Source organism: Shewanella algicola, from assembly GCF_014648035.1.
Classification (GTDB): domain Bacteria; phylum Pseudomonadota; class Gammaproteobacteria; order Enterobacterales; family Shewanellaceae; genus Shewanella; species Shewanella algicola.
In genome coordinates this window covers 34147-58329 of sequence record NZ_BMQI01000025.1, presented here as the reverse complement: position 1 = coordinate 58329, position 24183 = coordinate 34147, and the positions used below count along the sequence as shown (strand labels likewise).

14 protein-coding genes are annotated in these 24183 nt (G+C 43.6%); 3 read left to right on the top strand and 11 right to left on the bottom strand.

Annotation, left to right across the window (positions count from 1 at the left end; all coding sequences use genetic code 11):
- Positions 1 to 11: 11 nt before the first annotated feature.
- On the top strand, positions 12 to 599 hold the full coding sequence (locus tag IEY42_RS12145; protein ID WP_160053409.1) for a cytochrome c3 family protein: 588 nt from the start codon (positions 12 to 14) through the stop codon (positions 597 to 599).
- Between the two features lie 115 nt (positions 600 to 714).
- Here the strand turns inward: IEY42_RS12145 and IEY42_RS12140 are convergent, their stop codons facing one another.
- Together IEY42_RS12140 and IEY42_RS12135 are read right to left on the bottom strand one after the other, a co-directional pair.
- On the bottom strand, positions 715 to 1725 hold the full coding sequence (locus IEY42_RS12140; protein ID WP_188925480.1) for a D-alanine--D-alanine ligase: 1011 nt from the start codon (positions 1723 to 1725) through the stop codon (positions 715 to 717).
- Positions 1726 to 1923: 198 nt separating this feature from the next.
- Positions 1924 to 2280 (bottom strand): YkgJ family cysteine cluster protein, encoded by a 357-nt coding sequence (locus tag IEY42_RS12135; protein ID WP_188925479.1) that lies wholly within the window; start codon positions 2278 to 2280, stop codon positions 1924 to 1926.
- Positions 2281 to 2502: 222 nt separating this feature from the next.
- On the opposite strand from IEY42_RS12135, the gene IEY42_RS12130 reads away from it, so the two are divergent.
- Both IEY42_RS12130 and IEY42_RS12125 read left to right on the top strand, forming a co-directional pair.
- The gene (locus tag IEY42_RS12130) at positions 2503 to 3060 is read left to right on the top strand and encodes a hypothetical protein (RefSeq protein WP_188925478.1); all 558 of its coding nucleotides are present in this window, start codon (positions 2503 to 2505) and stop codon (positions 3058 to 3060) included.
- Positions 3057 to 4955 (top strand): alpha/beta hydrolase family protein, encoded by a 1899-nt coding sequence (locus tag IEY42_RS12125; protein WP_188925477.1) that lies wholly within the window; start codon positions 3057 to 3059, stop codon positions 4953 to 4955. Before IEY42_RS12130 ends, IEY42_RS12125 begins: the two co-directional genes overlap by 4 nt.
- A gap of 207 nt (positions 4956 to 5162) precedes the next feature.
- On the opposite strand, the gene IEY42_RS12120 is transcribed toward IEY42_RS12125, so the two are convergent.
- The 9 genes from IEY42_RS12120 to rmuC all read right to left on the bottom strand — a co-directional run bounded on the left by IEY42_RS12120 (position 5163) and on the right by rmuC (position 23982).
- A complete protein-coding gene (locus IEY42_RS12120) occupies positions 5163 to 5951 on the bottom strand; it encodes a hypothetical protein (protein ID WP_188925476.1) in 789 nt (262 codons plus the stop codon).
- A 196-nt stretch (positions 5952 to 6147) separates the two neighbouring features.
- Positions 6148 to 8295, bottom strand: coding sequence for an exodeoxyribonuclease V subunit alpha (recD, locus tag IEY42_RS12115; RefSeq protein WP_188925475.1), 2148 nt, complete (start codon positions 8293 to 8295; stop codon positions 6148 to 6150).
- Positions 8289 to 12053, bottom strand: coding sequence for an exodeoxyribonuclease V subunit beta (gene recB / locus IEY42_RS12110; protein ID WP_188925474.1), 3765 nt, complete (start codon positions 12051 to 12053; stop codon positions 8289 to 8291). Before recB ends, recD begins: the two co-directional genes overlap by 7 nt.
- Positions 12050 to 15805, bottom strand: a complete 3756-nt coding sequence (gene recC, locus IEY42_RS12105) for an exodeoxyribonuclease V subunit gamma (RefSeq protein WP_188925473.1) — start codon at positions 15803 to 15805, stop codon at positions 12050 to 12052. Before recC ends, recB begins: the two co-directional genes overlap by 4 nt.
- A 438-nt stretch (positions 15806 to 16243) precedes the next feature.
- Positions 16244 to 18295 (bottom strand): transglutaminase TgpA family protein, encoded by a 2052-nt coding sequence (locus tag IEY42_RS12100; RefSeq protein WP_188925472.1) that lies wholly within the window; start codon positions 18293 to 18295, stop codon positions 16244 to 16246.
- Complete coding sequence (locus tag IEY42_RS12095) at positions 18295 to 19389, bottom strand: DUF58 domain-containing protein (protein ID WP_188925471.1); 1095 nt, start codon at positions 19387 to 19389, stop codon at positions 18295 to 18297. Before IEY42_RS12095 ends, IEY42_RS12100 begins: the two co-directional genes overlap by 1 nt.
- A gap of 21 nt (positions 19390 to 19410) precedes the next feature.
- Positions 19411 to 20322 (bottom strand): AAA family ATPase, encoded by a 912-nt coding sequence (locus tag IEY42_RS12090; protein WP_188925470.1) that lies wholly within the window; start codon positions 20320 to 20322, stop codon positions 19411 to 19413.
- A gap of 116 nt (positions 20323 to 20438) precedes the next feature.
- Positions 20439 to 22367: a transglycosylase SLT domain-containing protein gene (locus IEY42_RS12085; RefSeq protein WP_188925469.1), complete on the bottom strand. Its 1929-nt coding sequence runs from the start codon at positions 22365 to 22367 to the stop codon at positions 20439 to 20441.
- 97 nt (positions 22368 to 22464) lie between these two features.
- Positions 22465 to 23982 (bottom strand): DNA recombination protein RmuC, encoded by a 1518-nt coding sequence (gene rmuC, locus IEY42_RS12080; RefSeq protein WP_188925468.1) that lies wholly within the window; start codon positions 23980 to 23982, stop codon positions 22465 to 22467.
- Between the last annotated feature and the right edge of the window lie 201 nt (positions 23983 to 24183).

The following is a 24183-nucleotide window of genomic DNA, read 5'->3' as shown; positions in this document are numbered from 1 at the left end:
TGTTAGCAAAACTGCTTGAACAACTAAAACTGGTATGGAAAATTCTGCTTCGTCCGAGTGTCCATTACAGTCTTGGCTTTTTGACCATCGGTGGCTTTATTGCGGGGATTATTTTCTGGGGTGGTTTTAACACGGCTTTAGAATTAACTAACCGCGAAGAGTTTTGTATCGGTTGTCACGAAATGGAAAACAACGTTTACCAAGAGTTGCAAACAACGATTCACTTTACTAACCGCAGTGGTGTGCGTGCAACGTGTCCTGATTGCCATGTACCGCATAACTGGACAGATAAAATTGCTCGTAAAATGCAAGCGTCTAAAGAAGTGTGGGGTAAGGTGTTTGGTACCATTAACACCCGTGAAAAGTTTGAAGCAAAGCGTCGCCATTTAGCTGAAAATGAATGGAACCGCCTTAAAGCCAATGACTCTTTAGAGTGTCGTAACTGTCATAACTTTGATTATATGGATTTTACCCGTCAGTCTAAGCGTGCATCGCAAATGCATTCAACGTCATTAGCTAGCGGCGAAAAAACCTGTATCGATTGTCATAAGGGGATTGCGCACCAGTTACCTGATATGGCAGGTGTAGAAGGTTTCTAAAGGCTTTCAAGATACACTAAAATGAATAAGGCCAGCAAATTGCTGGCCTTGTTTTTTGTCTCGTTTAAACACCGATGAACGTGTTTGTCACATACCTGGTTTATGACAAAAGCAGTTACGACAAATCGACTTGTCTGCCAATTACATCAATTAAATACTCAGTAAAATCATGGCCATTATTTTGTAACATCTTCGGGAACATCGAAATAGGTGTTAGCCCTGGGAAAGTGTTGATTTCATTGAGTAGAATTTCATTATCTTGAGTTAAAAAGAAATCAATACGCGATAAATGACGTAGCTTCATGCCTTTAAAGGCTTTGATGGCATAATCTCGAATTTGCTGGCTAACTTCTGGACTGAGATTATCTGCTACAACATCGGTGCGTGCTTTACTGTTTTTAGCGTACTTTTCTTCAAATGAGTAAAAGGTATTGCTGTCGCAAATAATCTCGCCGGGTAAGGTTGCCACGACTTCACCTTGATATTCGTACACCGCCACTTCTAACTCGCGAGCATGAATGGTTTGCTCAACCACCACGTAAGGTGCGTAGCTAAAGGCATCTTTAAGTACATTGGCGATTTTGGCTTTGGCATCGACTTTATAACAGCCTACAGACGAGCCCTGAGAAGCGGCTTTAACAAACACCGAGCCCCACTGGTCAAATGCTGCTTCAGTCTGCTTAATGGCATCATCGTCAAGTTGATGTAAAAAGATGTACGGCGTATTAGGTACGCCTAGGGCAGAAAACCACATTTTAGCGGTGATCTTGTTAAAGCAATTGCTTGACGCTTCAGACTCACAGCCAAAATAGGGCAATTGGATTAAGTTAAAGTACGACTGGATATCGCCTGTTTCACCTGGAAAGCCGTGAATACAAGGAATAACATAATCAACCGACCAAGCCGGTGTGTTGTTGTCTTCAAAGCGGATTTCACGGCGGTTGGTTAAATCGCATAATTTGCCGTCTTCTGTGTGGTAATGCCCGTGCTCGTCGAGTACTAATTTAAGTACCGAAAATTTATCTGACGTTGCCAGTGATGACTCAAAAAAACGTGCAGACATTAACGAAATATCGTGTTCTGCACTGCCACCGCCGCACAATAACAGCAGATTAATCTTTGGCATGCTTACTCCTGAAAACCAAAAAAGAAGGGGGTTAACATTTGATTGCATTAACCCTAAAAAAGTAGTGCTTATGATAAAGACCGATGCCCCTCAAGCGCAAGTCACCGTTAATATTATTTCAGCCAGTTTGTGATGTTTGAGCTCGTTTTTGATATAGGTTCTATGGTGATAACCAGCATAAGTGCGCAATAAAAAGGCTTAAATCCCAAACGCTTTACGTTCTTGTTCACATTCATATTCAGCCATTTCAAATTCACGGCAAATCAGCGGTCTTAGTTCGTAAATCGAACACATCATGGTGTCTCTGTCTAGGGCGGCACACCAACCATCATCAAGTCGGCGCATCACTTCTCCGCCCCAATCATCTTTGGCTATATAGGCTTTGGGTACGCCGGTTTCGGTAATTAACATCACCTCTAATCGGCAGCAACATGCTTGACAGTTTGAGCAGGTTATCGGGTTTGGGTTTGGCGTAGCGGTGTTGATAACACTGCCTGATTGAGGCGAAGCACTAGTCGCGATATCGGTAAACTTGGCAATAAGATTTGAAGGCATTAAAGGCTGCGGTTAACTATTTTGGCTAAGGATACCGTAAATTGGTAGAGGGAAGAAAATTTACTTTACATTGGGGGCGTTAATTTTAACAGACCCTAAGAATTTTTATTTTATATTAAGCCTTTATTTGTTATCTTTTTGTGTTGAAAAAAGTTAACAATGACAATGGAGTCAGTAATTTATCGACTTCATCAATAATAACAATCGACATGGAGTGGTTGTGTGAATCAATATCGACAATGGGTGTTAGGCGCTTTTGGTATGGCGTTATGTGGAGTGTCAACTTTAGGGTATTGCCTTCCCAAATTGAATGACGACGAGGGGTATATTCTTGTTGCAATGAAAATTGAGCAAGGTTACGTACCGAGCCATATTACCATAGAGGGTAAAGGCTGGCTGTCAGATTTGAAGCTCGAACAAGTTAAACCTAATTACAACTATTGGCTAGAAGTGGTAGATGCAGGCAGTTACACATGGGACCGCGTGTACCTAGGTAAACGGACGTATATTGACGTTGCCGAACAAGGCTACGTGATAAATGTTGAGGCCGGAAAGATTAATTATGCAGGCCACCTTTCAATGTATACCGAAATGAATGGAAGTTTAGATACCTTGATTGGTGGTGCTCGATTCTATTTTAATAACAAAGCCAGCCAAGCGTTGGAATACATGGAAGCGAGTTATCCTGAAGTGTTAACTCAATATAATTTGAACTACACAGGCAAAGAAAAAGATCACTTTTTTGAATATGCTAAATCAATTGAAGGGAATCAATTATGAAGCTGATTAACGCTATTCTCATCGCACTAACGTTTTTTTCGATGACTGCAACAGCAAACCTCGAAAACGACTTCTTCAGAAACCCAGATGTCGTCGCCCCTAAGTTAAGTCCGCAGGGGCAACACTTACTGTATAAAAAGCTGGTCGATAACAATTATACCGTGATACTTGCTGGCACTGATTTTAGTTGGGACACCAAGGTAATTAGTTTTGGCCTGCAATCTAAGAGGGTTATTAGTGACTTTGGTTGGTTAGGAAAAACCTATTTTAGTGTCACCACATTTGATCGCCACTCTGGTATGCAGTTATTGGTGTACAAAGTGGATGAAGCCAATAGCCTGACTCAGGTTGCTTTATTAAAACATACTTATTTATTTGACCCATTACTTGCGGTTGACGACACCTTTATTGCTCAGCGCTATAAAAATGGTAAAGCCCACTTATTTACTATTAACGTGACTGAAGACAGTTTTGAGGCACAGTTTCGTAGTAAAAAGCGTATATCAAAAGGCCCATTTCCAGAAGGGGGATGGTTACTTAACTCTTTTGGTGAACCCAACGTTAATTTTATTAGCGAAGGTGGTGTTACAGAAGTTCATGTTAAAAGAGCTAACAGCCGAAAGTGGCAACAAGTTTGGCGGCAAAGTGATCAAACTAAATTTATACCCGTGTGGTTTGATGATGCTAAAAATGAACTGTTAGTGTTATCCGAACAGCAAAGTGGTTATCAAAGTTTATCTCGTTATGATATTCAGTCTCAGACGTTTATCGGCGAAGTGTACCGTTTACCAGGGCGAGATATTGTTGGCATTATTCAAAATCCTTATGACAGCAGCATCATAGGTTATACCTATATGCTCGGCGGTGTATTGGTGCAAAATTATGACAATAAGCTGTCGACATACACCAGCGCATCAGAGGACAAAGAAGACAGTTATGTGATTCACTTTGATCAAGATTACCAAAAAATAGTCACTATTAATCAATCGATTGACTCACCTTCAGCTTATTATTTATTTGACACCAAAACAGGTCATAGTCAGCTGATTGGTGAAGAGCGTCCCTGGTTAAATAAGTACTCATTAGGTAAAAGCTCAGTGATTAAATCGATTTCTTCAGATGGTGTTGAAGTTGAGTCGTATTTAACCATGCCAAACAATCCTTCTGTGAAAGATGTGCCTTTATTGGTGATGCCTCATGGCGGGCCATTAGGTGTTAATGACACGCGACATTTTTCAGTTGATGTGCATTATTTTGTGCAAAAAGGCTATGCGGTATTAACGCCAAACTATCGTGGCTCATCAGGATTTGGCAAAAAATTTCTTAATAGTGGCAAGCGCCAATGGGGCCGGCTCATTGAAGATGATATTGAATCTGCAGTAACTCAAGCCATTGCTAGGCAAGATATTGACGGCCAAAAAGTGTGTGTATTTGGCATTAGTTACGGTGGTTACTCTGCATTAATTAGTGCCATAAGACGGCCTGATTTGTATAAATGTGCCATTTCTTATGCTGGCGTAACAGACATTCCATTGCTGTTTTCAGATCATAATATTTCTGAAAAAGATGATTCTCGACGGGTGTTAATTGATATTCTTGGCGACCCAAATGAATCTTGGGACACCTTAGTTGAGTACTCTCCAGTGTATAGAATGAATGAACTGTCGATTCCTATTTTTATTGCTCAAGGTGGCAGGGACCGCGTGGTTGATTCGGAGCATTATTTCCGCTTGAAGTACGTGTTGGATAAATTAGGCAAGCCGTATGAGTCGATGTTTTTTGGTAATGAAGTTCATGGGTTTAACTACATTAATACTCAGCAAGCGTTATACAACAGTATTGATCAATTTATGCAGCAAAGCTTTGCTCAAAGTGAAGTCACGCCAACACTATAACTTTCTTGTCATTTAATGAAGCCACCGTATGTTAGTGGCTTTTAGTGATAACGAATGCTTTTCACTACGACAACTAATCTAAAATACCATTAAAGTTAGGTTGTTCTGTTTGTTTTATGGTGATTAAGCTGGATTTATTTTAATTGATCACAAAAAAGCACCATAAGGTGCTTTTTTTGTTGTTAATTTATTGATTTTAAATAAATATTATAGATTCAATAAGTAGGCTTTAATAAATTGAGGCTGGTTTGGCGCTTTTGGTGCCGTTTTAAATGTCAGGGTTTCATTGTTTTGACGCAGTTTTAACTCATCAGTAAATTGGCATTCAATGGTATTAATGTGAGCGATTTTATTTTTAAAGCTTTGATCGTTTTCACACATAGAAACCATTTCATTTGCTACTTGTGCGCAAAATGAACCGACAGCGTAAGTTTGCAACGTTTTATCATCAATTGTTTTCCAATCAACTTTTGTCTCTACTTTGAGGCCGCATTGCTTATCTATTTCGTTATTCGCATCAATGATATTTTTCTGCTGGTAAGTTAAGTGTTTTTCACGATTAAAGGTTGCTAACTTAGCTTGAATACCTTGACTCTGTTGCTGTTCATATTGCGCTTTTAAATCTGCAACAATGACTGGGTTAGACTTTTCTTTTGTTGCTAAATAAATACCGTCTCTGGTCCCTGGTATATACAGAGTGTACGAGCAACAGCCATATCCGTCATCAACACTGATTAAACTTCGCTCAGTACCATCATAAGTATATTTATAAGCGTTGTTACTACCATGAGGTTTAAAATCTGTTAAAAATGTAATGTCATCAATCTCGTGATTAATGCCTATTACTTTAACTAACGCTTGTTTTTTATCCGTTGTTGGCGCAATAACAACATTGACACCATCACCAGAACTCAGCTCTATTGGGTATTTAGCGAGTTCTAAAGCAAAGCTGTTAGATGATAAGAGCACACAGGCGATAAACAATATTTTTTTCACAATAAGTCCTTTTAAGTTCTTTAAGTTTTTGATTTTATCCATTTATAGCATTAATGGTAATTGATTTTAAGAGTGATGTCTCGAGTAACTTTAGCGTGTCTTTTCGCTAAAATGTAAAGCGATCAAAACGAAAAATATCAGTTAGCAAGATATTTCATATGACTCGATGTCTTTGGTATATAAGCCTAGAGTACCATCATCCCCACAATCGCCAGGCTAAACCTGATGCACGTGAGGTGGCTTGTTGGCTGGCTTTTTCAAATATGTTTGCGCTGCCTAAGCAATAAAAATGGTTTTTGGCGCGGGTGATGGCGGTGTATACCAGCTCTTTGGTGAGTAACTGCCATTGGGCGATGCTAGGGCGTCTGGGTAGGACAAAACTGACTTTATCAAATTCGCTGCCCTGACTTTTGTGTACTGTCATGGCGTAGCAGGTTTCGTGGCTTGGCAATCTGGCGGGCAACACTTTTAATAAGCTTCCATCTGCCATGACAAAATGGGCCATTAAGCGCTCTGGTTTATTGCGGTCTTGTAAAATTAATCCAATGTCGCCATTGAATAAGCCTAGGTTGTAATCGTTACTTTGAATAATGATTGGCCTGCCGAGGTAAAACTCACCTTGAGCATGGATTAATCGGGCTTGTTTTAGGCTTTCTGTCACCGCAATGTTGATGCCTTCAACGCCAAATTCACCGGCACGCATGGCGCATAAAATACGGTATTGGTTAAAGCTGTCGATAATGGCTTGTTCGCTGTGTGGTAACACAATTGGTGCATTTTGCTCTGGATCTGTGTGTTGCTGAGCCTGTGACAGTATTGCCTGTTGATTGGCGTTAACTTGCTGTAAATATTCACCATAAGCCTGTACCGATAGCGCAAGTAATTGCTGTTTACCCGCATTTTCACCTTGGGCATTTTGTTGGTGTTCATACCAATTCAGCTCGGCGTGTTGCTGGCGCCACACCTGACGGATAGCTGCCACGTTAGCCTGATTGACGGCATTTGCGAGTAAGCCAATGCCGGCATCACCTTTAAAACGATGACTGTGCATTAACATGCATAAGCTGTCGCCGATTTTAGGTTGTGGGTGAATAAACTGATTCACATCTTGGCCTGTCAATTGGCCAATTTGCTGTGCCTGGGCCTGGCTGTAACGCATTGACCATGGCGAAGGTGTGGGTGAGGGCATATTGTCTTGCCCATGTTTTAGACCAATGCAAATGTCGGCTAATACAGCGCCAGCTTCAACGGAGGCAAGCTGGTCTTGATCGCCCAGTAAAATCAACCGGCCATGAGCGGGTAAGGCGCTGAGTAGTTTGTGCATCATGGGTAAATCGACCATTGAGGCTTCGTCGACCACTAATAAGTCGAGCCGTAATGGGTTGTCTTGATGATGCCTAAATTGATGCGAGTTAGGAATAACCCCTAAGAGCCGGTGCAGTGTTGAGGCTTCTTCTGGAATGTTGGTAAGTGCTTCAATTAGTACAGCTGTAATGCTTTGGTCGGCTAATTGGGTCAACTCTTTGTGCAAACGCTGTTTTGAAGCTTTAATCGATTCACTTAAGCGTGCCGCCGCTTTACCTGTGGGCGCGACTAGGCGAATGGTTAAACTCGATTGGGTAAGCAGCAATAATAATAACTTGGTGACCGTGGTGGTTTTACCGGTACCTGGGCCGCCAGTGATCACCGCTAATGCGTTGATGAGCGCGGTTGCTGTGGCGATTTTTTGCCAATCGATAGTGGCAGAATTAGCCGTTTGTTTATTGGGAAATAAGCTGTCGATAAGCTGCGGCAATTGGCTTTGGCTTAAATCAATACTGATTTTCTGGTTGGCAAGCTGGGTCAGTTTATGAGCGACTTGAGTTTCAAAGAAGTGGTATTTATTAAGGTATAAACGGCCATGCTCTAAAATTAATGGCTTATTGTCACCGGGTAAACCGACAGCGTCAAACCGACTGATTTGTTCGATCAATTGGTTATGACTTAGGCTGATTTGGCAGTTAATTTGTGCATATTTGTGGCTGTCTTCTGCCATTGGATTAGCTAAATTAATTTGCTTAATAACCAAACAGCTGTGCTGATTAGACAGTTGTTGGCTTAATAATGCGCACACTAACAAAAACAGCGATGTTGAACTGTTATCTGGCTGTAATGGCTGTAATGGCTGTTGCACGTTTTCAACATTAGCGGCTGTGTTCTGTACAGAAGCGTCAGTCGATACTTGAGTTGGCATAGATTCAATACTAGCTAGCTCAAGAGCAAAGTGACGGTCAAGCGGGGTTAATAGGCGCTGTTGCTGCCATTGTTTAAGCAATAAATCGATAGGTTGACTGAGCATTAGCATGTTGGCGTCTCCAAAACAGCGTGAGTCGCATTACCATTAAATAGGCTGTCGAGTTGTTCAATTAACGCTTGGGGTGGTTTGTCAAAATATACGCCGCTGCCAGGGTGCTGTGGGCTCATGCCGCGTAAAAATAAGTAATAGCAGCCGCCTAGGTGTTGTTGGTAATCATAGCCGGGTAAGCGTAAGCGTAAGTAACGATGCAATGCCAGGGTATACAAGATGTACTGCAAGTTATAGCGGTGGCTATTAATGGCTTGTGCCATGGCGCTTTCACTGTAGTCGCTAAACTTGTCGCCAAGGTGGTTAGACTTATAATCGGCAATGTAATAGCGGCCCTGGTGCTCAAAAGTTAAATCGATAAAGCCTTTTAGCATGCCTTGCAAGGTGTCAAAGTCGAGTCCGGCGACATAGCCGTGTTGCTGTAAAATGTGGTTTAACTGCTGTGCTTGTAATGTGGATATAGGCAGGTAAAACTCCATTTCGACACTGGTTTGTTTTGGCGGCAATTGCATTAGGCTAATGGCATCTGAGCTATTGTGAACCGATTGATGCTTGGCTAACGGTGTGGCTAAGATATGTTGATACCACAGGCTTAACGGTTCAAACCATAATGTTTCATCAAAACCGTATTGCTTCATGGCTTTTTGTAGTGCGCCAGCAAGTTCGGTGTCTGCTTGGGTAAAATCAAACAGCTCTAATACCAAATGCATAAAGCTACCTGCGTTAGCGCCTCGTTCAAAGCTAAAGCGGTCGAGTTGTGGTTCAATGAGTTCATCATCTTGTAACTGCAATTGCAGTAGCTCATCGCTAAAGTCTTCATCATCAGCACCCGGGGCGACGCGCTCATGGGGCAAGTGTTTCACTAGGCCTGAGTAACTGCCGACTCGCCAGGCTAAACTTGGCTGACGCGTGACTGCTTTAGCGCTTAAATGCATATCGCTGTCATCTATGCTGGCTAATGCCGAGTTATCTATGCTGTCGCTTATTTGGCTTACGCTGATGGCATCAATTGTGGCGATTTTGTCGACCTGCGCTTTGATTAAACTAAATTCTGTATGCTTGTCGATAATCCCCAATAAATAGCCTATTCCGGTTTCGTGCAGTTGGCTGCTGATGCCCGCTTTGAGCTTGCGACTTTGATTGGCAATGTATAAATAACACACATAAATCGGTCGGGTTAAGGCTACGTACAATAATCGCAAATCTTCGGCGAGGGTTTCTTGTTTAAGCTGTTCCCAGCCTTCATCGGTAGCGTCTATGTCCCACACTAGTTGCTCATCTTGGTGATACAACATCGGCGATGGTCGTCGACTGTTGTTTCTGGCGAGGCTAATAAATGGCACAAAACACACAGGGTATTCAAGGCCCTTACTTTTGTGGATCGTTACAATTTGTACTAGGTTTTGCTCGCTCTCTAGACGCAACTGTTGCTCATCGCCGCCTTGAATGTCGATGAGTTGTTGCTCATACCAATTGATTAAGGCGCTACTGCCGTCAAGCTCGGTGGCTTTTTGCTGCAGTAACTCGGCTAAATGCCTAAAGTCGGTAAGGCGGCGCTCGCCCGAACCTTTGCTATTTGCTGCCGTGTCAGTGTCGTCAATATCGTTAATGTGCTCGCTTTTAAGCTGCTCTGCTTGCGACAGATAACGATGAATTAATTGGGTTTCGCTGGCAAAGTTAAGCAGCGCTGGCATGACGCCGCGTTTAAGCCATAACTCGTGCCAGTGAATAAATTGATTGAGCACCTGTTGGCGCTGTTCTTCATCTTGGTTAAATTGATGAATTTGTAATGCGCTGTAGCCCACTAACTCGGTAGCGAGGGCTGCACGGATGGCTCGCTCATCTTTTGGGGTGGCGAGAGCGTACAACAATAGCGCCATTTCACGTGCTTCTAGGGTATTAAACACACTGTCACGACTTAAAAATACTGCGCCAATTTTTCGTGCGGATAGTTCAGCTTTCATCACCGCGGCTTCGTTGCGATCTCGAACCAACACAGCAATGTGTTTCGCAATGAGCGGTTCGCCTTCAGAGTTGCCTTTGTTGTTTATGGTGCATAAACCTTGCTGCGCTTCGGTTAATAAGCGTTTTATTTCACTGGCAGCATCGGCGGCAAGTATTTGTCGGGCGGTGGCTTTATTTAAGCCAAGTTCACTGTCTTCGGCAAGTAATTTAATCCGTAACGCGCTTGGGTCTTTTGTTGCTTCGGTTAACACTTTATGAGCCGAAGCTGGTGGCGTATTGACTTGGTCGTAAGGGATTTCATCGCTAATAAATGGATTGCTGTGCTGGCTAAATAATTGATTAACGCCGTCTACTAACTTGGTCGATGAGCGGTAGTTTGTCTCTAAATTATAGTGCGCTTGTGTTTGTTGGCGGGCCGCAATGTAGGTGTAAATATCGGCGCCGCGAAAGGCATAAATGGCTTGTTTAGGGTCGCCAATCATTAACAAACTGAGCTTGCCTGTTTGCTGGTTGTTTGCATCAGCTTGCTCAAGGCTGTTCTCTGCCACAAGTTCAAGTTGGGAGGCCAGCGGTTGCTGGTAGACCTGATTAAAAATAGTAAATTGCAGCGGATCGGTATCTTGGAACTCATCAATTAATGCCACCGGAAATCGCTTGGCTATCGCCTGGCCTAAGGTGTGCGGATTTTGGCTTAATGCCATGGCCAAACTGAGTAGTAAATCATCGGGCGTCATTAAGTTGCGTTGCTGCTTTTGCCCAGCAAAACGCTGGCGGATCCCTTCACGAGCGCGCACTAAAAATGACGGAATTAACTGATTAATGAGCTCAAGTAACTTGTCGATATGCTCAAGCAAGGGGGCTTCAGCTGCGCTGGGTAGTACACCGCCTTTATTGAGTTTAAGCTCTGATAAGGCAATTTGTTCTAGGGCTTTAATTGGCGGTAACCCCTGACCGAATGTTGCCCAGTTGCTTATGTTGTCAAACACCTTGGCAAGCTTGGGGTAACTATCACTTGCTTTACCAAAACGTTGGCCATTGAGGGGCAATTTATGCAGTAATGCCAAGGTGTCGTTGTGTTTGCCTCGCCATAATAAATTAAAGCGATTTAGGCTTATGCTCAAATCTGAACTGAGTTTATCAAATGCCAGTGGTTGGTTTGATAATTGCGCCTGACTGGCGCCAAGTAAAGGGCGTAAATTTTGTGCCAGCGCATCGGGTTCGGCAAATTTATCGCTAATGGCTTCGGCTAAAAAAGGCGGCAATGGATAACAGACCTCACGCCAAAAGTCGCGCACGGCATGATGTAAAAACTCGCTATCATCAAGGGTGAATTCTGACTCAAACAGGAGTGAGGATTCAAAAGCCATGTCGGATAAAATACGCTGACAAAAACCATGAATGGTAAAAATGGCGGCTTCGTCTAACGATTTTAAGGCTAAATCTAGGCGGCGCAGCGCGATAGGACGCTCATCTTCGCTAATGTCTTGATATAACTGTTCAATAAACGGATCGTTAATGGGTAAGCCTAAAAAACGCTTAAACGCGAGGTTGATACGTTTGCGGATCCGGTCGCGTAGCTCTTCGGTTGCGGCGTTGGTAAAGGTCACTACCAAAATTTGTTCACAACTCAGTGCTGCATTGCCGCCATGGCCGAGTAATAAACGTAAATACAAACCCGATATGGTATAGGTTTTACCCGTGCCGGCGCTGGCCTCAATTAAACTGGAGCCAACAAAAGGCAGGGTTAATGCGTCTAACGGGGTGACTTTATTGTCGCTGCTGGCTTGCTTCATTGTTTCGATCCCGAGCTCGAACGGGTAATACTGACGACATCAGCTGATTTCGGCGCATTAGGGATGGTTATTTCACTGACAAAGTTTTCAAGTTCAGCCAGTTTATCTTTGTGATATAGACTTATCATGGGCTGTAATAAATGCTCGACCAGTTGGCCAAAACCTTCCTGGCTAAAATCATCGGGGAAGGTAAATAAACGCTGATTGTGCGGGTCAAAGGCTTCGCCAAATTGGGTTTGGCCATCGTCCCATTTTGCTTCGGCTTTAAGCAGTTTATCTTCGTGATCACCTTCCGCTTCGGCATAGGCAAAGGCGGTTTTAGGCATAAAGCACAGTGGTTGGCGCTGGCCTTGAATAAAGCACACAATAAAGCGCATCAGTTGTTCGCGGGCTTGCTCGGCGGTGATGGGGGCAAAAGCATGAAAATGACCAATGTCGAGCAAGTAACTGTAGCCTTGTTTGGCTTTATGTTGCGCTGCTGGCGCAACTTGATCTGCCATGGCATTAAGGCATAAGTGACGTAAATACACTCTAATAAAGTCACGGCCGTGTGCGGTGCCTGGGCGATAATTAACTAAACCTTTTGGCAAGATATCGTCTATGCGGCCAACCAAATTAACCCGAATATTAGGGCTGTCATCTTCAGTGCCTGACTCGAGATTCAAGTCAAAATTAAGGTCGACATTCACCGTGTGCATAGGTTGTTCGTCTTGCAAAAACTGCACTCGGTTAATTAGTGGCACGATGTCCCGCTGATATTGTGCTAACAAGATATTATCAAACGGTGCCATGGGTAGCTCGCCACTGGCTTTAAGGCGATTAATCAGCGCGTCGCTTGGTACGCTGAGCTTATTGTCGACGGCGTTATCTATCATCGATAATTGCAATATAAAGCGCTCCAATGCATTGAGACTGAATGGCTCATCGTTATCATCTGCTTGAATATCTAATGATAAATCCACTTTTAAACTGCGATTAAAAAAGAACTGAGCTGGATTTCGATAAAAGCGGATCAGGGATGACAACTCTAACTCGACCACTTTAATACCTTGGTTATCAATATGACTATGCGCAAACACTTCGTCGGCTTGTTCGGCTGATAATGGTAATGGTTGATTAAAAAATGGCATATTAATCGCTCCTTGTTTAGCAGGTGGACACCACTGTGAATTATAGCTTTGTTGTAGTGGGGTGTTATTGCGGTTTATGCGAAATAATTTAGCATCAAACGGCTGTAATGGCTGTGCTTGGTTCAGTTGCTGTAACACGAGGTTGTCGGCGTCATCATTGCTGACCTCATGGCCGTTTTCAAGCTGATGTTTAAGCGTTGATGGCAAGTAACTTAATTGGCAATATTCAATTAATTCTGACACTAGCATTGAGGCAATCCGTTCGGCATTGTCGCGTTCGCTGTGGCCAATATAGCTGATGTACAGTTGTTGCCTGGCTGATAGTAGTGCTTCTAAAAATAAGTATCTGTCGTCTAAACGGCGTGAGCGGTCACCCTTTTTAGGACCAAAGTGGGCCATTAAATCAAAACCGACAGGGTGCTGAACTCGAGGATATACGCCATCGTTCATACCTAATAAGCATACAACATTAAATGGAATTGAGCGCATTGGCATTAAGGTACAAAAGTTAATGCTGCCGGCAAGATAGCGTTGGCCAACACGAGACTCGGTAAGGCGTTGGTTAAACCATTGCTTTAATACTTCAATATTGACCTGACCTTGATGTCCGGCGCTTTCAAGCTCTGTTTCTAACACGACTAAAGCGTCACGTATCGCTTGGATTTGTTCGCGTTCGTCATCACTGGTGTCGTAACAGTCGGCCAATAATTGCTGTAATTGGGCCAAACGTTGTTGGGTGCTAAAGTCGCCGGCAAATAAGCTGTAGTAGGTGTCGATAGTTTCTAAAAAGTTAAGCAGTTTACCTAATGCTTGTGACGACTGACCTTCAACGCCTTGTACGGTTAACGTGCCTTGATATATCTCAGCTTGGTCGTTAAACGCATAACCTAAAATTAGGCGTTTAATGCCAAATGCCCATGAGTTTTGTGCAAAGGGGGCCACACCTAATTGGCTGCGTGTATCTTGATCGCGGCCCCAGCGAACATTGGCCTGATCTAACCAACGGCGAATAAGCGACAGTTCATCATCATCGAGATCGAAACGACGTAAAATGGCCGGTACTTCTAAAATGCTGATAATTTCAGTTAAGCCAAAGCGGCTTTGATTGATATTAAGCAGAGTTAAAAAGCTATTAATCAGTGGTGACTCTTGCGCTGCGCCGCGATCGGCAATGGCGTAGGGCAGGTAGTAGTCGCCTTTTTGTGGATTGGTGTCAGCAAAGTACTGGCTGTTTGCTGTGCCAAATACGGCGTCGATAAACGGTGCATATGCTGCGACATCTGGCATCATCACCACAATATCTTTAGGGCGTAAACTGCTGTCGTTGGATAACAACTCAAGCAAATGATCGTGCAGGGTTTCGACTTCTCTTAAAGCGCTGTGACAACTGCGAAGGGTAATTGAATTGTCGTTAATCTGCAGTTCTCGTCTGGCGGCTAAGTCTAAGTAAATATCAGCATCTGGCCCTAATGGTTGCCCGAGCGTTTCCATTTGTAAAATGTCGTACTGCACGCCATGCAGTAAGTTGTCTGGTGTGGGTTCAACATAACAGTCGTAGCCAAAGTCGGTGTGCTCGGGCGGCAAACTGAGCATTAAATCGAGTAATTCACGGCCCATTTGGCCATTGTTGGCCAGTAAAGGATTACCCACTTCTAGCTTGTCTTCCCAGCCCTGGTCGAGTTGTTTTTTGTTGGCATATTGCAGTGCCATGCGCGCTCTGGCTTTGGGCTCGATGATGTCGCCCCAATAATGCTGACACGGGCTTAGCGACAACATGATCACGTCTATTCTTGAGGCTAAATGGTAAAGCACTTCAAGGGTTTGTGGCGGCATGGATGAAATACCAAACACATATAAGCGCTCAGGTAACATGGATAAATCTGTGTCAGGGTTTATCAATGCAGCCAGTAAGTCGGCGTGTAAATTAGCACGATGATAATGGCTGGCTTGTAGCTGGTGGCGATTATAATCGACCAGTGTGCGCCACAAAATAGGTTGCCAGCGTTGATTATCATCGAGTTCAAGTTGGCTATTGATTTCGTTGAGCGGTAAGTTTTGCTCCCAAGCGAGAATCCACTCAGGGCGATACACCAAATATTGGTCAAATATATCGGCAATGCGACCACATAATTGAAATAACTTAATCGCCTCGTGGGCGGTGTCGTTTGTTTGCAGTGTGTGGCTGGTTTTACTGGCATCTTCTGGGCTACTTGTTGCTTCAAGATCGATGACTAACGCGTCAGGTAGATTATTGTCTGGGGTGATCTGCGGGCTTAAGTATTGCTTTAATGGGCTAAAGTCGCTGTTGTCTAGCAAACTTGGCAATAAATCCATTAGTTTCCAGGTCATTGCCGCTTTCGTAAACGCGTTATCTTTTGGCACGTTGGGCAGTAAGTCATGGCATAACTGCCAGGTAAAACTCGATGGCAGCGGAAAGGTTAACGCCGCCGCAATACCGTTTTGCCTGGCCACTTCTAACCGTAACCAGGTCGACATGCCGGGACTTTGCACCAGGATATGTTCACCGCTCAATACACTCAGGTTATCGGAGCTAATCGCCAGCAATTTTGCTAGCTGCTGTGATAACACTTCCATTTGATTTGATTGAATTAAGGTAAGCATGAGCAACTCGCTGATTTGACATTAATTCATTCTATGGACTCTAGAGAATTTCAGCAATCAAAACTGTGTAATCGCATATTACTTGCTGAACTAATATGCACTGTTTTACTTATACCAATTCCATTAATTATCTGGTCATTCAGCGGGAATTCTGTGTCTTCTAGGCAAGTAATAGGATTGTAGACATAGTTGTTCTCGGCAATTGCTCCTGCGTTGCTCTACCTCCTGCATCCATGCAGTCGTACGTCAAAATGCTATTAAGCAGCATAGAAGGCACAGAAACCCGCCTTGCAGGAGGCACTCAGACCGTTCATTTCTTTGTTGCATCGTCTTAGAAGGGAATAACCATTATTTCAACAATGCGCCTCAAACTGAACAATCTGAGTGACTCTGATTGGTCACATAATTAATGGAAATGGTATTAAACGGCGCAGAGGGTTAACTGCGCAATAAACGTAGGCGTAATTTGCGGTATAAGCGCATAAATTGTTGCTGTTGTTGCAGGCTTTGCTCTGGCGTCAGCGGTTGATATTTGAGTGCCATAAAGGCCTGGCTTAGTGCGTTAAAGTCGGCCGCTAAACGTGGGTGCTTGTCACTGAGACGTGCGACTACATCGTTAGCGTAATCCTGTGGTGCCTGGCCTTGTGGACGCGGTATACCTCGTTTAGCTAAACGCTGACACACCAACTGATATCGTTTATTCAGCGGATCTTGCTGGGTGTCTTGACTAAATAATCCGGCATAGTAACCAATCACTAAAGCAATGATGATAAAGCTAAAAATCATCATTAAGGCAATTTTGCTGCTGGTGACATCCCCTAGCAGTTTTGACAACACTTGTTGTTTGCGTTCTTCATCAAAACCCAATACCCAAACGCTCCAATAGTAATCGAGGCTAGAAAGTTGCTGGCGTAATTCGTTAAGCCAAGGGTATTGCTTCATCCTTAACGTGCTAAACGGACTGTCTTGCAGGTAGCTACTTTGGCTGTCAAATGTGGCGTCAAAACCATCTAAAATCCGCTGTGGTGCAATCATGGCTGTGGGGTCAAAACGTTGCCAGCCTTTGCCTTCTAGCCACACTTCTGTCCAGGCATGGGCCATGTATTGATAAATGCTGTAATAGCCTGCTTGTGGATTGTATTCGCCACCTTGATAACCGGTCACCATACGTGCAGGTAGGCCACTCGCTCGGGCCATAAATACCATTGCAGAAGCGTAATGTGCACAAAACCCGGCGCGATTTTCAAATAAAAAATCATCAATTTGTTGCTCGCCAACCGGCGGCGGGCTCAAGGTATAATAATAAGCTTGCTCGGCAAAGTAATTCATCATGGCGTTTAAGCGCGCTTGTGGATCGGGATAATCTTGCGCAAATTTTTTCGCTAAAGCTTGGGTTTTAAGATTACTGTTGGGTGGTAAAGCCAAATTTAACTTTTTGGTATTGTCTTTTAACGTTAGCTCCATGACATTATCTGGATATGAGGTAACACGATAACTCATACGCTGATCGACAGATCTGAGCGAATATAAGCTATAGTCTGGCAGCTCAACCACTTGGCTGTTGTCACTAAAGGCTTCGTCGAGGCCATATAACCATTTTTGGTGACTGGGCTCGCTAATGACGATGTAATCAATTTTACGGCTTTGCCCAGTAAGTATGGCTTTATCGCGTTGTGGTTTTTGAAAATAAGCTTGGCGTTGTAAATTTTTAATGCTCGGGTCTTGGCGCCATGTTTTGCCGTCATAGCTTTCCATTACTAAAGTGCGCCAATATAAATCTTGGTTTGCAGGGCCTGTGGTACTGCCGTCAAGGTTTTCAAAGCCTGCTCGAAAGGCCAGCTCTGCTGATCGGGTCAATTTACTGATATCACCAAAAGACACTTCGTCAGATAAACCAGTGGTAGCCGATTTCATATTAGGCACTAGCCATAAAGGGCCCAAGCGTGGAAACACCACAAACAATAAAATAGCTAATGGTAGACTTTGTAAGACTAATTTAACGCTAAAGCCAAGGTTGGCGAACTTATTAGATTTATCTTGATAGACGCTGATCAAAATGCCGGTGTTAATGATAACCACCGTAAATAAATGCAAGGTGTTGAGCATGCCTTGCTGGTCGAGTAAGGTGAGGGCTATCAAAAAATACCCCACTAGCACAATGGCTTTAACATCTCGCTGTTCGCGCATTTCGATGTATTTAAGGGCGTAGCCTAAAATCAGTAAATTGACTAATGCGTTCAGTAAACCGATTTCGGATGAGACTAAGGCGAGGGTCGTTGCTGCGCCAATGGCCAGTGATGTGACTAATAACTTTGGCGGTGCGGCCACTTTACCCAGGTAAATTCCGACTCGCCAGACAAAACAAATAGCACAGATGCCGATGCTCCACAGCGTGGCTTGTTGATACAGTGGGCTTAGCACAGCCACATTGGTGACTAATAACCAAAACAAAGTATTACGGCTGATAATGGCGTCAAAATTATCTCTCATTATGTCGCCTCTGCATCGATGTTGGCCGAGCTTGGGGTAAAGTCAGGATTGATACTGCCGTAGGCTTGATAGGTTGCTATTGCCGTTTGACAGGCAATGCGATGTGCTTCACCAGTGTGTTGATTGATGACAGTGTTTCCAAGTAATAGACCAAAAATTTGCTGGGTTTGGCTGAGTTTATCGACTTGCCAGGCAAGGCGACTGAGCTGCTGCTCAAGATCTTTACCACTGGTTTGGGCTAACGAAAGCCAAACGGGTAAGCCTTCTGGCTCGGCAAACTCTTTTGATAGCATGCCTTTATCTTGGGCCCATTGTTTCCACGCGACTTGTTTAAGAGATTCTCCCGGAACATAAGCACGTAGGCCTTTGTAATCATCGACACCTGGGCGTAATTTACCGTGTTCATATTGGCTGTCGCTGTCACTCACTTGGCTAGAGAGCACAATGTCGCTGGCTTCAGGTTTGGCAAAAATCATATGATGAATATCAAGGTCGACGTATGACCATGCTCGGCACAAGCCTAACGGAAAATTGGATGACACTTTTATACGCCCGGGATTTAAGTGGCCACGTTTTGGATGTTCAAATGGCACCGCAGCCACGGATTGTTGCTCCATGTGTTTTAAGCGCACATGGCGCTGGTGGCTAAACTGTAAACAGATTTGTTGATGGGAAGTGTCACTGTGTTTATTGCGTGAGTGACCGGTTAGCATGATCGGAAATGGGCTGTCGTCGCCGGCATAGGCAATGGGCGGGTTAACCGCATTAAAACTGAGGCCTGCAAGGTTTTTGTAGCTGTAAATAATGCAGGTGTGAAATACACTGGCTAACAATAAGCTTAGGCCTATCACTAAGTTGTTTTGGTAGTTTGTGCCAAATAAGTAGAGCAGTACAATCAGCCCCATCCAAAATAAACCAAAGCCGCTGGGTAAAATAAAAATACTGCGATGGCTTAAGGTGATGTGCTTTTGTGGCGGTAAACGCCGAGTGAGCCAACGATCCCAGCGCTTTGTCATTGACGCGGGGATATGGCGTTGCAGCCACGACGGTTTGTTAGAACCTGACTGAACTTTGTTGGCGTTATGTTTGCTCATGTTAACTGTAGACCCTTAGCGTTAGCGAATGGGGTTAACACTGGCCAGAATAGTGTCAGACAACGCCTGCCCCTGAAACTGACTGCTACTGCGAATACGATGCTCTGCAACCGAGGCAAATACCGCTTGAATGTCTTCTGGTACCACATATTGGCGCTGGTGAATAAACGCCCATGCTTTTGCAGCTTGCAACAGTGCAATGCTGGCCCTTGGCGATAAACCACTGGCCACATCGTGCTGGCGCGAATAATCGACTAAGGCAATAAGGTAATTCAGCACCGCATCAGATGCTGACACTTGCGCCACTTGTTGCTGTAGTAATAACAACTCTTGTGGGGTAATACATTGGGATAATGCAGCTTGTTTAGTGGCTTGTGTGTGGGTTTTTAGCATGGCCAATTCGGCTTCATGACTTGGGTAACCAATTGAAATACGCATCATAAAGCGATCAAGTTGTGATTCTGGCAGCGGGAACGTACCGGCTTGATCTAAAGGGTTTTGGGTGGCAATCACAAAAAACGGTGAGCTTAAATGATGGGTGATACCATCGATAGTGATTTGTTGCTCGGCCATAGCTTCAAGCAGCGCGCTTTGGGTTTTGGGGCTGGCACGGTTAATTTCATCGGCAAGTAGCATTTGGTTAAATACCGGCCCTTTATGAAACACAAACTGTTGCTGCTCTTTACTGTAAATTGACACCCCAAGAATGTCGGCAGGTAGCATGTCGCTGGTAAACTGAATACGTTGGTAGCTCATGCCTAAGCTACTGGCAATGCCTTGAGATAAACTGGTTTTACCCATACCTGGCAAGTCTTCAATCAGTAAATGACCTTTGGCAAGAATACAGGTTACCGCCAGTTTAATTTGCTCAGGCTTGCCTAACAATACGCTTGCTAGTTGTTTTAATAAGGTTTCGATAGTTGATTGCGACACGAACGCTCCCTGTATTTTAACCTCTAGAGATTGAGGTTGTAGCTAAGTGGTGGTTTGCAGATTGATGCCCCCATCGGTCATCAATCTATTACGTTACCCTGAGCGCGAGTGTAAAGCTAGTAGCGATAGCTCAGTTCTTTAGGGCTAAACATGCTATTGGTTGATTGGCCATCTTGTTGAAATATCATCCGATAACTTAATACGGCTTGCACGTATTCGCGTGTTTCGGTGTATGGAATGGTTTCAATAAATGTCATGACATCTAAGGTCCCATTTGACGCTTTAAGCCAGCGACGCACACTGCCTGGACCTGCGTTGTAGGCTGCGGTGGCCAAGACTCTGTTTTGGTCAAACTGTTTAAGCAACTCACTGTAATAAGCACTGCCTAACATGATGTTGACTTTAGGGTCGTATAAGTCTTTAACCTGCTTATAGGCAATTTTATTCTTTTTAGCAGTTTGCTTAGCGGTTGCTGGCATTAATTGCATTAAACCGCGCGCACCCACGCCTGATGTCGCATAAGGATAAAATGCACTTTCGCGGCGCGATATTGCTCTAATTTCATCAATGTTGACGTTATACTTTTTACTGGCTTTAACAAATTCATCATTGGCAGCCAGAGGGAAACGCAGTGCCAATGAGTCCCACAATTTACCTTGAATACTCGACTCAACACTAAAGCCATGCCAGCCCTGTTGTAGCGCGTATAATCCGTACTGCCCAGTCATGTCATTGTTATGTCGGCGCATTAGGTAAACCCATTCATTACGAGCGTCGATAATTTTGTCTAATGCCATGAGCTCAATCACTCGAGCAAGGCCTTTGTCTTGATGCAGCTTAGCTTGTAGTTCAGGGTTAGACGCCAGATTGTCATTGTTCATCGACAATGGATTACCTAACGCTTCCGCGGCACTAAAACCGTAAAAATTACGTTGACTACTTAACGCCGACTGTAACTCTGTCGCTTTGGTTTTATTTTTGCGGGCTAGCATTTTAGCCTGCCAGTAAAGCCAACGTGGATTGGTTTTACCCTTATCACTTAATAAGCCCAAATAGGCGTCTACTGTGCTGTAGTCAAGCTCGCGCAGTGCCCAGCGTAAACGCATTTCGTATAAATCGTCAGATGCCAGTAATGGCAGCATGTTGTCGATATAACTGACCAGCTTAGTGTCTTGTTTTATTAATGCTCTGCGCACTAAATAACGGTTAAGCTGTCGCGCTTCAACGTCACTAAAACGGTTAGCTTTTTGATACTTTACATACAATTTTATGGCTTGATGTAAGTCTTTACGGGCCAGTTTTCGTAATCCCACATCGACAATATTGCCGATAATCGGCTTTGAACTGTCAAATTTGTTCATGTGGCGCAATATATTGGGGTCGCGATACACCGACATCAATAATTTAGCCTGGGTTTTATGTTGAGTGATTTTTTTCGATAAATAGCTCAATAGGCTAGATTGACGGGCATTAAAGCTCAGTAGCATGCGTTGCCAAATGACTTCTTGGCTGCGATGACCCGCTTTGGTCCACTTATTAAAAACTGGATCGCATTCTTTTGGGCGCGAGTAGCCATGTACCCATAAACGCTCGATGCCCTTATATGCCATGTCTTTATTACCCGCATCAAGCTGTGCCTGATAAAAATAACATTGCAGACGAATGTCGTTTGGCGTGTCGGGAGAGATCACTAAAAAGTCTTGCCAGCGCTGTTTTTTACCGGCATTGAGCAGGTAACGATAACGAAGATTGTTGTAAAGCGGGGTAGTATCAAACTGGTTAATTGCAGTGAGGGCAGCGTTACCTGATGATTGCATAATACCATCCATTTTTGCATGGTAATCAAGGTAAACGGTGAGCGGATAATCCGCTAATTTATTGCGTAATGCTTGGTACTTACCCAGCTGTTTGTTGTCGAGCGCTTTGCGAGCGTCAAGGTACGTTTGTTGCTGCGTTGTTAGCGCGCAGGCTTGGCTAATAAAAGCCAAGGGAGCGGCCAACATTAATGCACCAGTAATCAGTTTTTTAGCCCAAGTGTTACGCATTTAAAAGAGAATCTCCGCCTCAATACTTCGTTTGCGATAAGGTATACGGTTTACTTACGCCTAAGGGTTACTATTGCGTGTATTAATTAAATAAAGATTAATTTTGTACTGATTGTGTGTCAGTTTCATCATCGCCATCGTCTATAGACTCATCTAACGCGCGGTTTAACAGCTGTTTATCAAGTTGCTTGCTAGTGTCGACACCTAACTGCTGCATCACGTGCGCCTGCCTAATGAGGTTACCTTTGCCCGACGACAGTTTTGACATGGCGTTTTGATAGCTTTTATCTGCACTGTCTAATGCGCGGCCAAGCTTTTCCATGTCTTCTAGGTAGCCACAAAGCTTGTCGTAAATACGGCTAGCTTGTTTGGCAATGTTTTGGGCATTTTGGTTTTGATACTCATAGCGCCAAATGTTGTTAATAGTCCGCAGTGCCACTAATAAATTGGTTGGGCTAACCAGCATAATGTTATGTTCAAGGGCAAAATTAACCAGGCTTGGGTCGTATTCAATGGCTAACAAAAAGGCGGGCTCAATAGGAATAAACATCAACACATAATCAAGACTCTTAAGCCCATGCAGTTTGTGATAGTCCTTTTGGCTCAAGCCCTTAATGTGTTGCCTAATCGACAGTGCATGTTCTTTAATGGCTTGCTCACGGATATCTTTGTCTTCGCTATTAAAATAACGCTCATAGCTTACTAGCGACATTTTAGCGTCAATCACCACATCTTTTTGTTCTGGCAAATGGACGATAACATCGGGTTTAAAACGTTTGCCGTTGTCGTCTTTTAAATCTTGTTGAATATGATATTCATGGCCTTCGCGTAGACCACTTTCTTGTAGTACGCGCTCTAAAATCACTTCGCCCCAATTGCCTTGCTGCTTGTTATCACCTTTTAGCGCCTTAGTGAGGTTGATGGCATCCTGACTCATTTTTAGATTAAGTTCACGCAGGTGATCTAACTGGTGTTTTAACGCGCTACGTTCAGATTGCTCATGGGTATAAGACTCGTGAATTTGGCGTCTAAAACCCTCAAGCTGTTGTTTTAATGGTCCAAGCACGCCGTCCATTTGTGAGACGTTTTGTTGTTTAAAGCTCTCGCTACGCTCGTCGAATATACGATTGGCTAAATTTTCAAATTGCAGTTTAAGCCGTTCTTCTGCTGATTCGAGTAGGGCGATTTTGTCTTGTAATGACTTTTGCTCGGTTTCGGCTTTAACCAATATGGTTTGTTGGATAGCATTTGATTTAGCTAAGTTTAGTTGAGACTCCATCAAACGATGTTGAGCATCGACTAACTGCTGTTCGACGGTATAAACCCGATCGGCTTTGGTTTCTGCTGTTGAGAGTTGTGAAATTAAGCTTTCGATTTTATTTTGTAGATGATTACTGTGATCCGTTTTGTCGTCGAGCATATCTTGTAATCTCGACACTTCAGCATGTGCTTCGTTGATTAATGCGAGATTTTCTTGTTCATGTTGCTCTTTTAACTGTTCCCAGCGTTGACGAGTTAAACGTTGATTTATTAATGCTCCAATTAAAAAGCCAAGAAACGCAACCGCAATCAGCGCTGCAATTTGAGGAGGAGTTAACGACACAGCAAAAGGCATAACAAAAACCGATAGAAAATAATGGTTAAGGGTCGCACGGCTAATAATTGCCTGCAAGGGGCAAAATAAGGAATTAATGATTTTTTATTGTTAATGATTAAATTTAAAACTAATCCACTGGTAAAGCCGTATAGTCAGTGATATCAGGCTTTTGTTAAAAAGCATTAATCATTATTTTTATGTCATTTGAAATAAATACAT

What these genes read in the sequence shown, in the direction of transcription:
- IEY42_RS12135 (WP_188925479.1), bottom strand. Translation starts at nt 2,280, where the DNA reads ATGCCTTCAAATCTTATTGCCAAGTTTACCGATATCGCGACTAGTGCT.
- recC (WP_188925473.1), bottom strand. Translation starts at nt 15,805, where the DNA reads ATGCTTACCTTAATTCAATCAAATCAAATGGAAGTGTTATCACAGCAG.
- recD (WP_188925475.1), bottom strand. Translation starts at nt 8,295, where the DNA reads ATGCTAATGCTCAGTCAACCTATCGATTTATTGCTTAAACAATGGCAG.
- IEY42_RS12085 (WP_188925469.1), bottom strand. Translation starts at nt 22,367, where the DNA reads ATGCGTAACACTTGGGCTAAAAAACTGATTACTGGTGCATTAATGTTG.
- IEY42_RS12095 (WP_188925471.1), bottom strand. Translation starts at nt 19,389, where the DNA reads ATGAGCAAACATAACGCCAACAAAGTTCAGTCAGGTTCTAACAAACCG.
- IEY42_RS12125 (WP_188925477.1), top strand. Translation starts at nt 3,057, where the DNA reads ATGAAGCTGATTAACGCTATTCTCATCGCACTAACGTTTTTTTCGATG.
- IEY42_RS12140 (WP_188925480.1), bottom strand. Translation starts at nt 1,725, where the DNA reads ATGCCAAAGATTAATCTGCTGTTATTGTGCGGCGGTGGCAGTGCAGAA.
- rmuC (WP_188925468.1), bottom strand. Translation starts at nt 23,982, where the DNA reads ATGCCTTTTGCTGTGTCGTTAACTCCTCCTCAAATTGCAGCGCTGATT.
- recB (WP_188925474.1), bottom strand. Translation starts at nt 12,053, where the DNA reads ATGAAGCAAGCCAGCAGCGACAATAAAGTCACCCCGTTAGACGCATTA.
- IEY42_RS12100 (WP_188925472.1), bottom strand. Translation starts at nt 18,295, where the DNA reads ATGAGAGATAATTTTGACGCCATTATCAGCCGTAATACTTTGTTTTGG.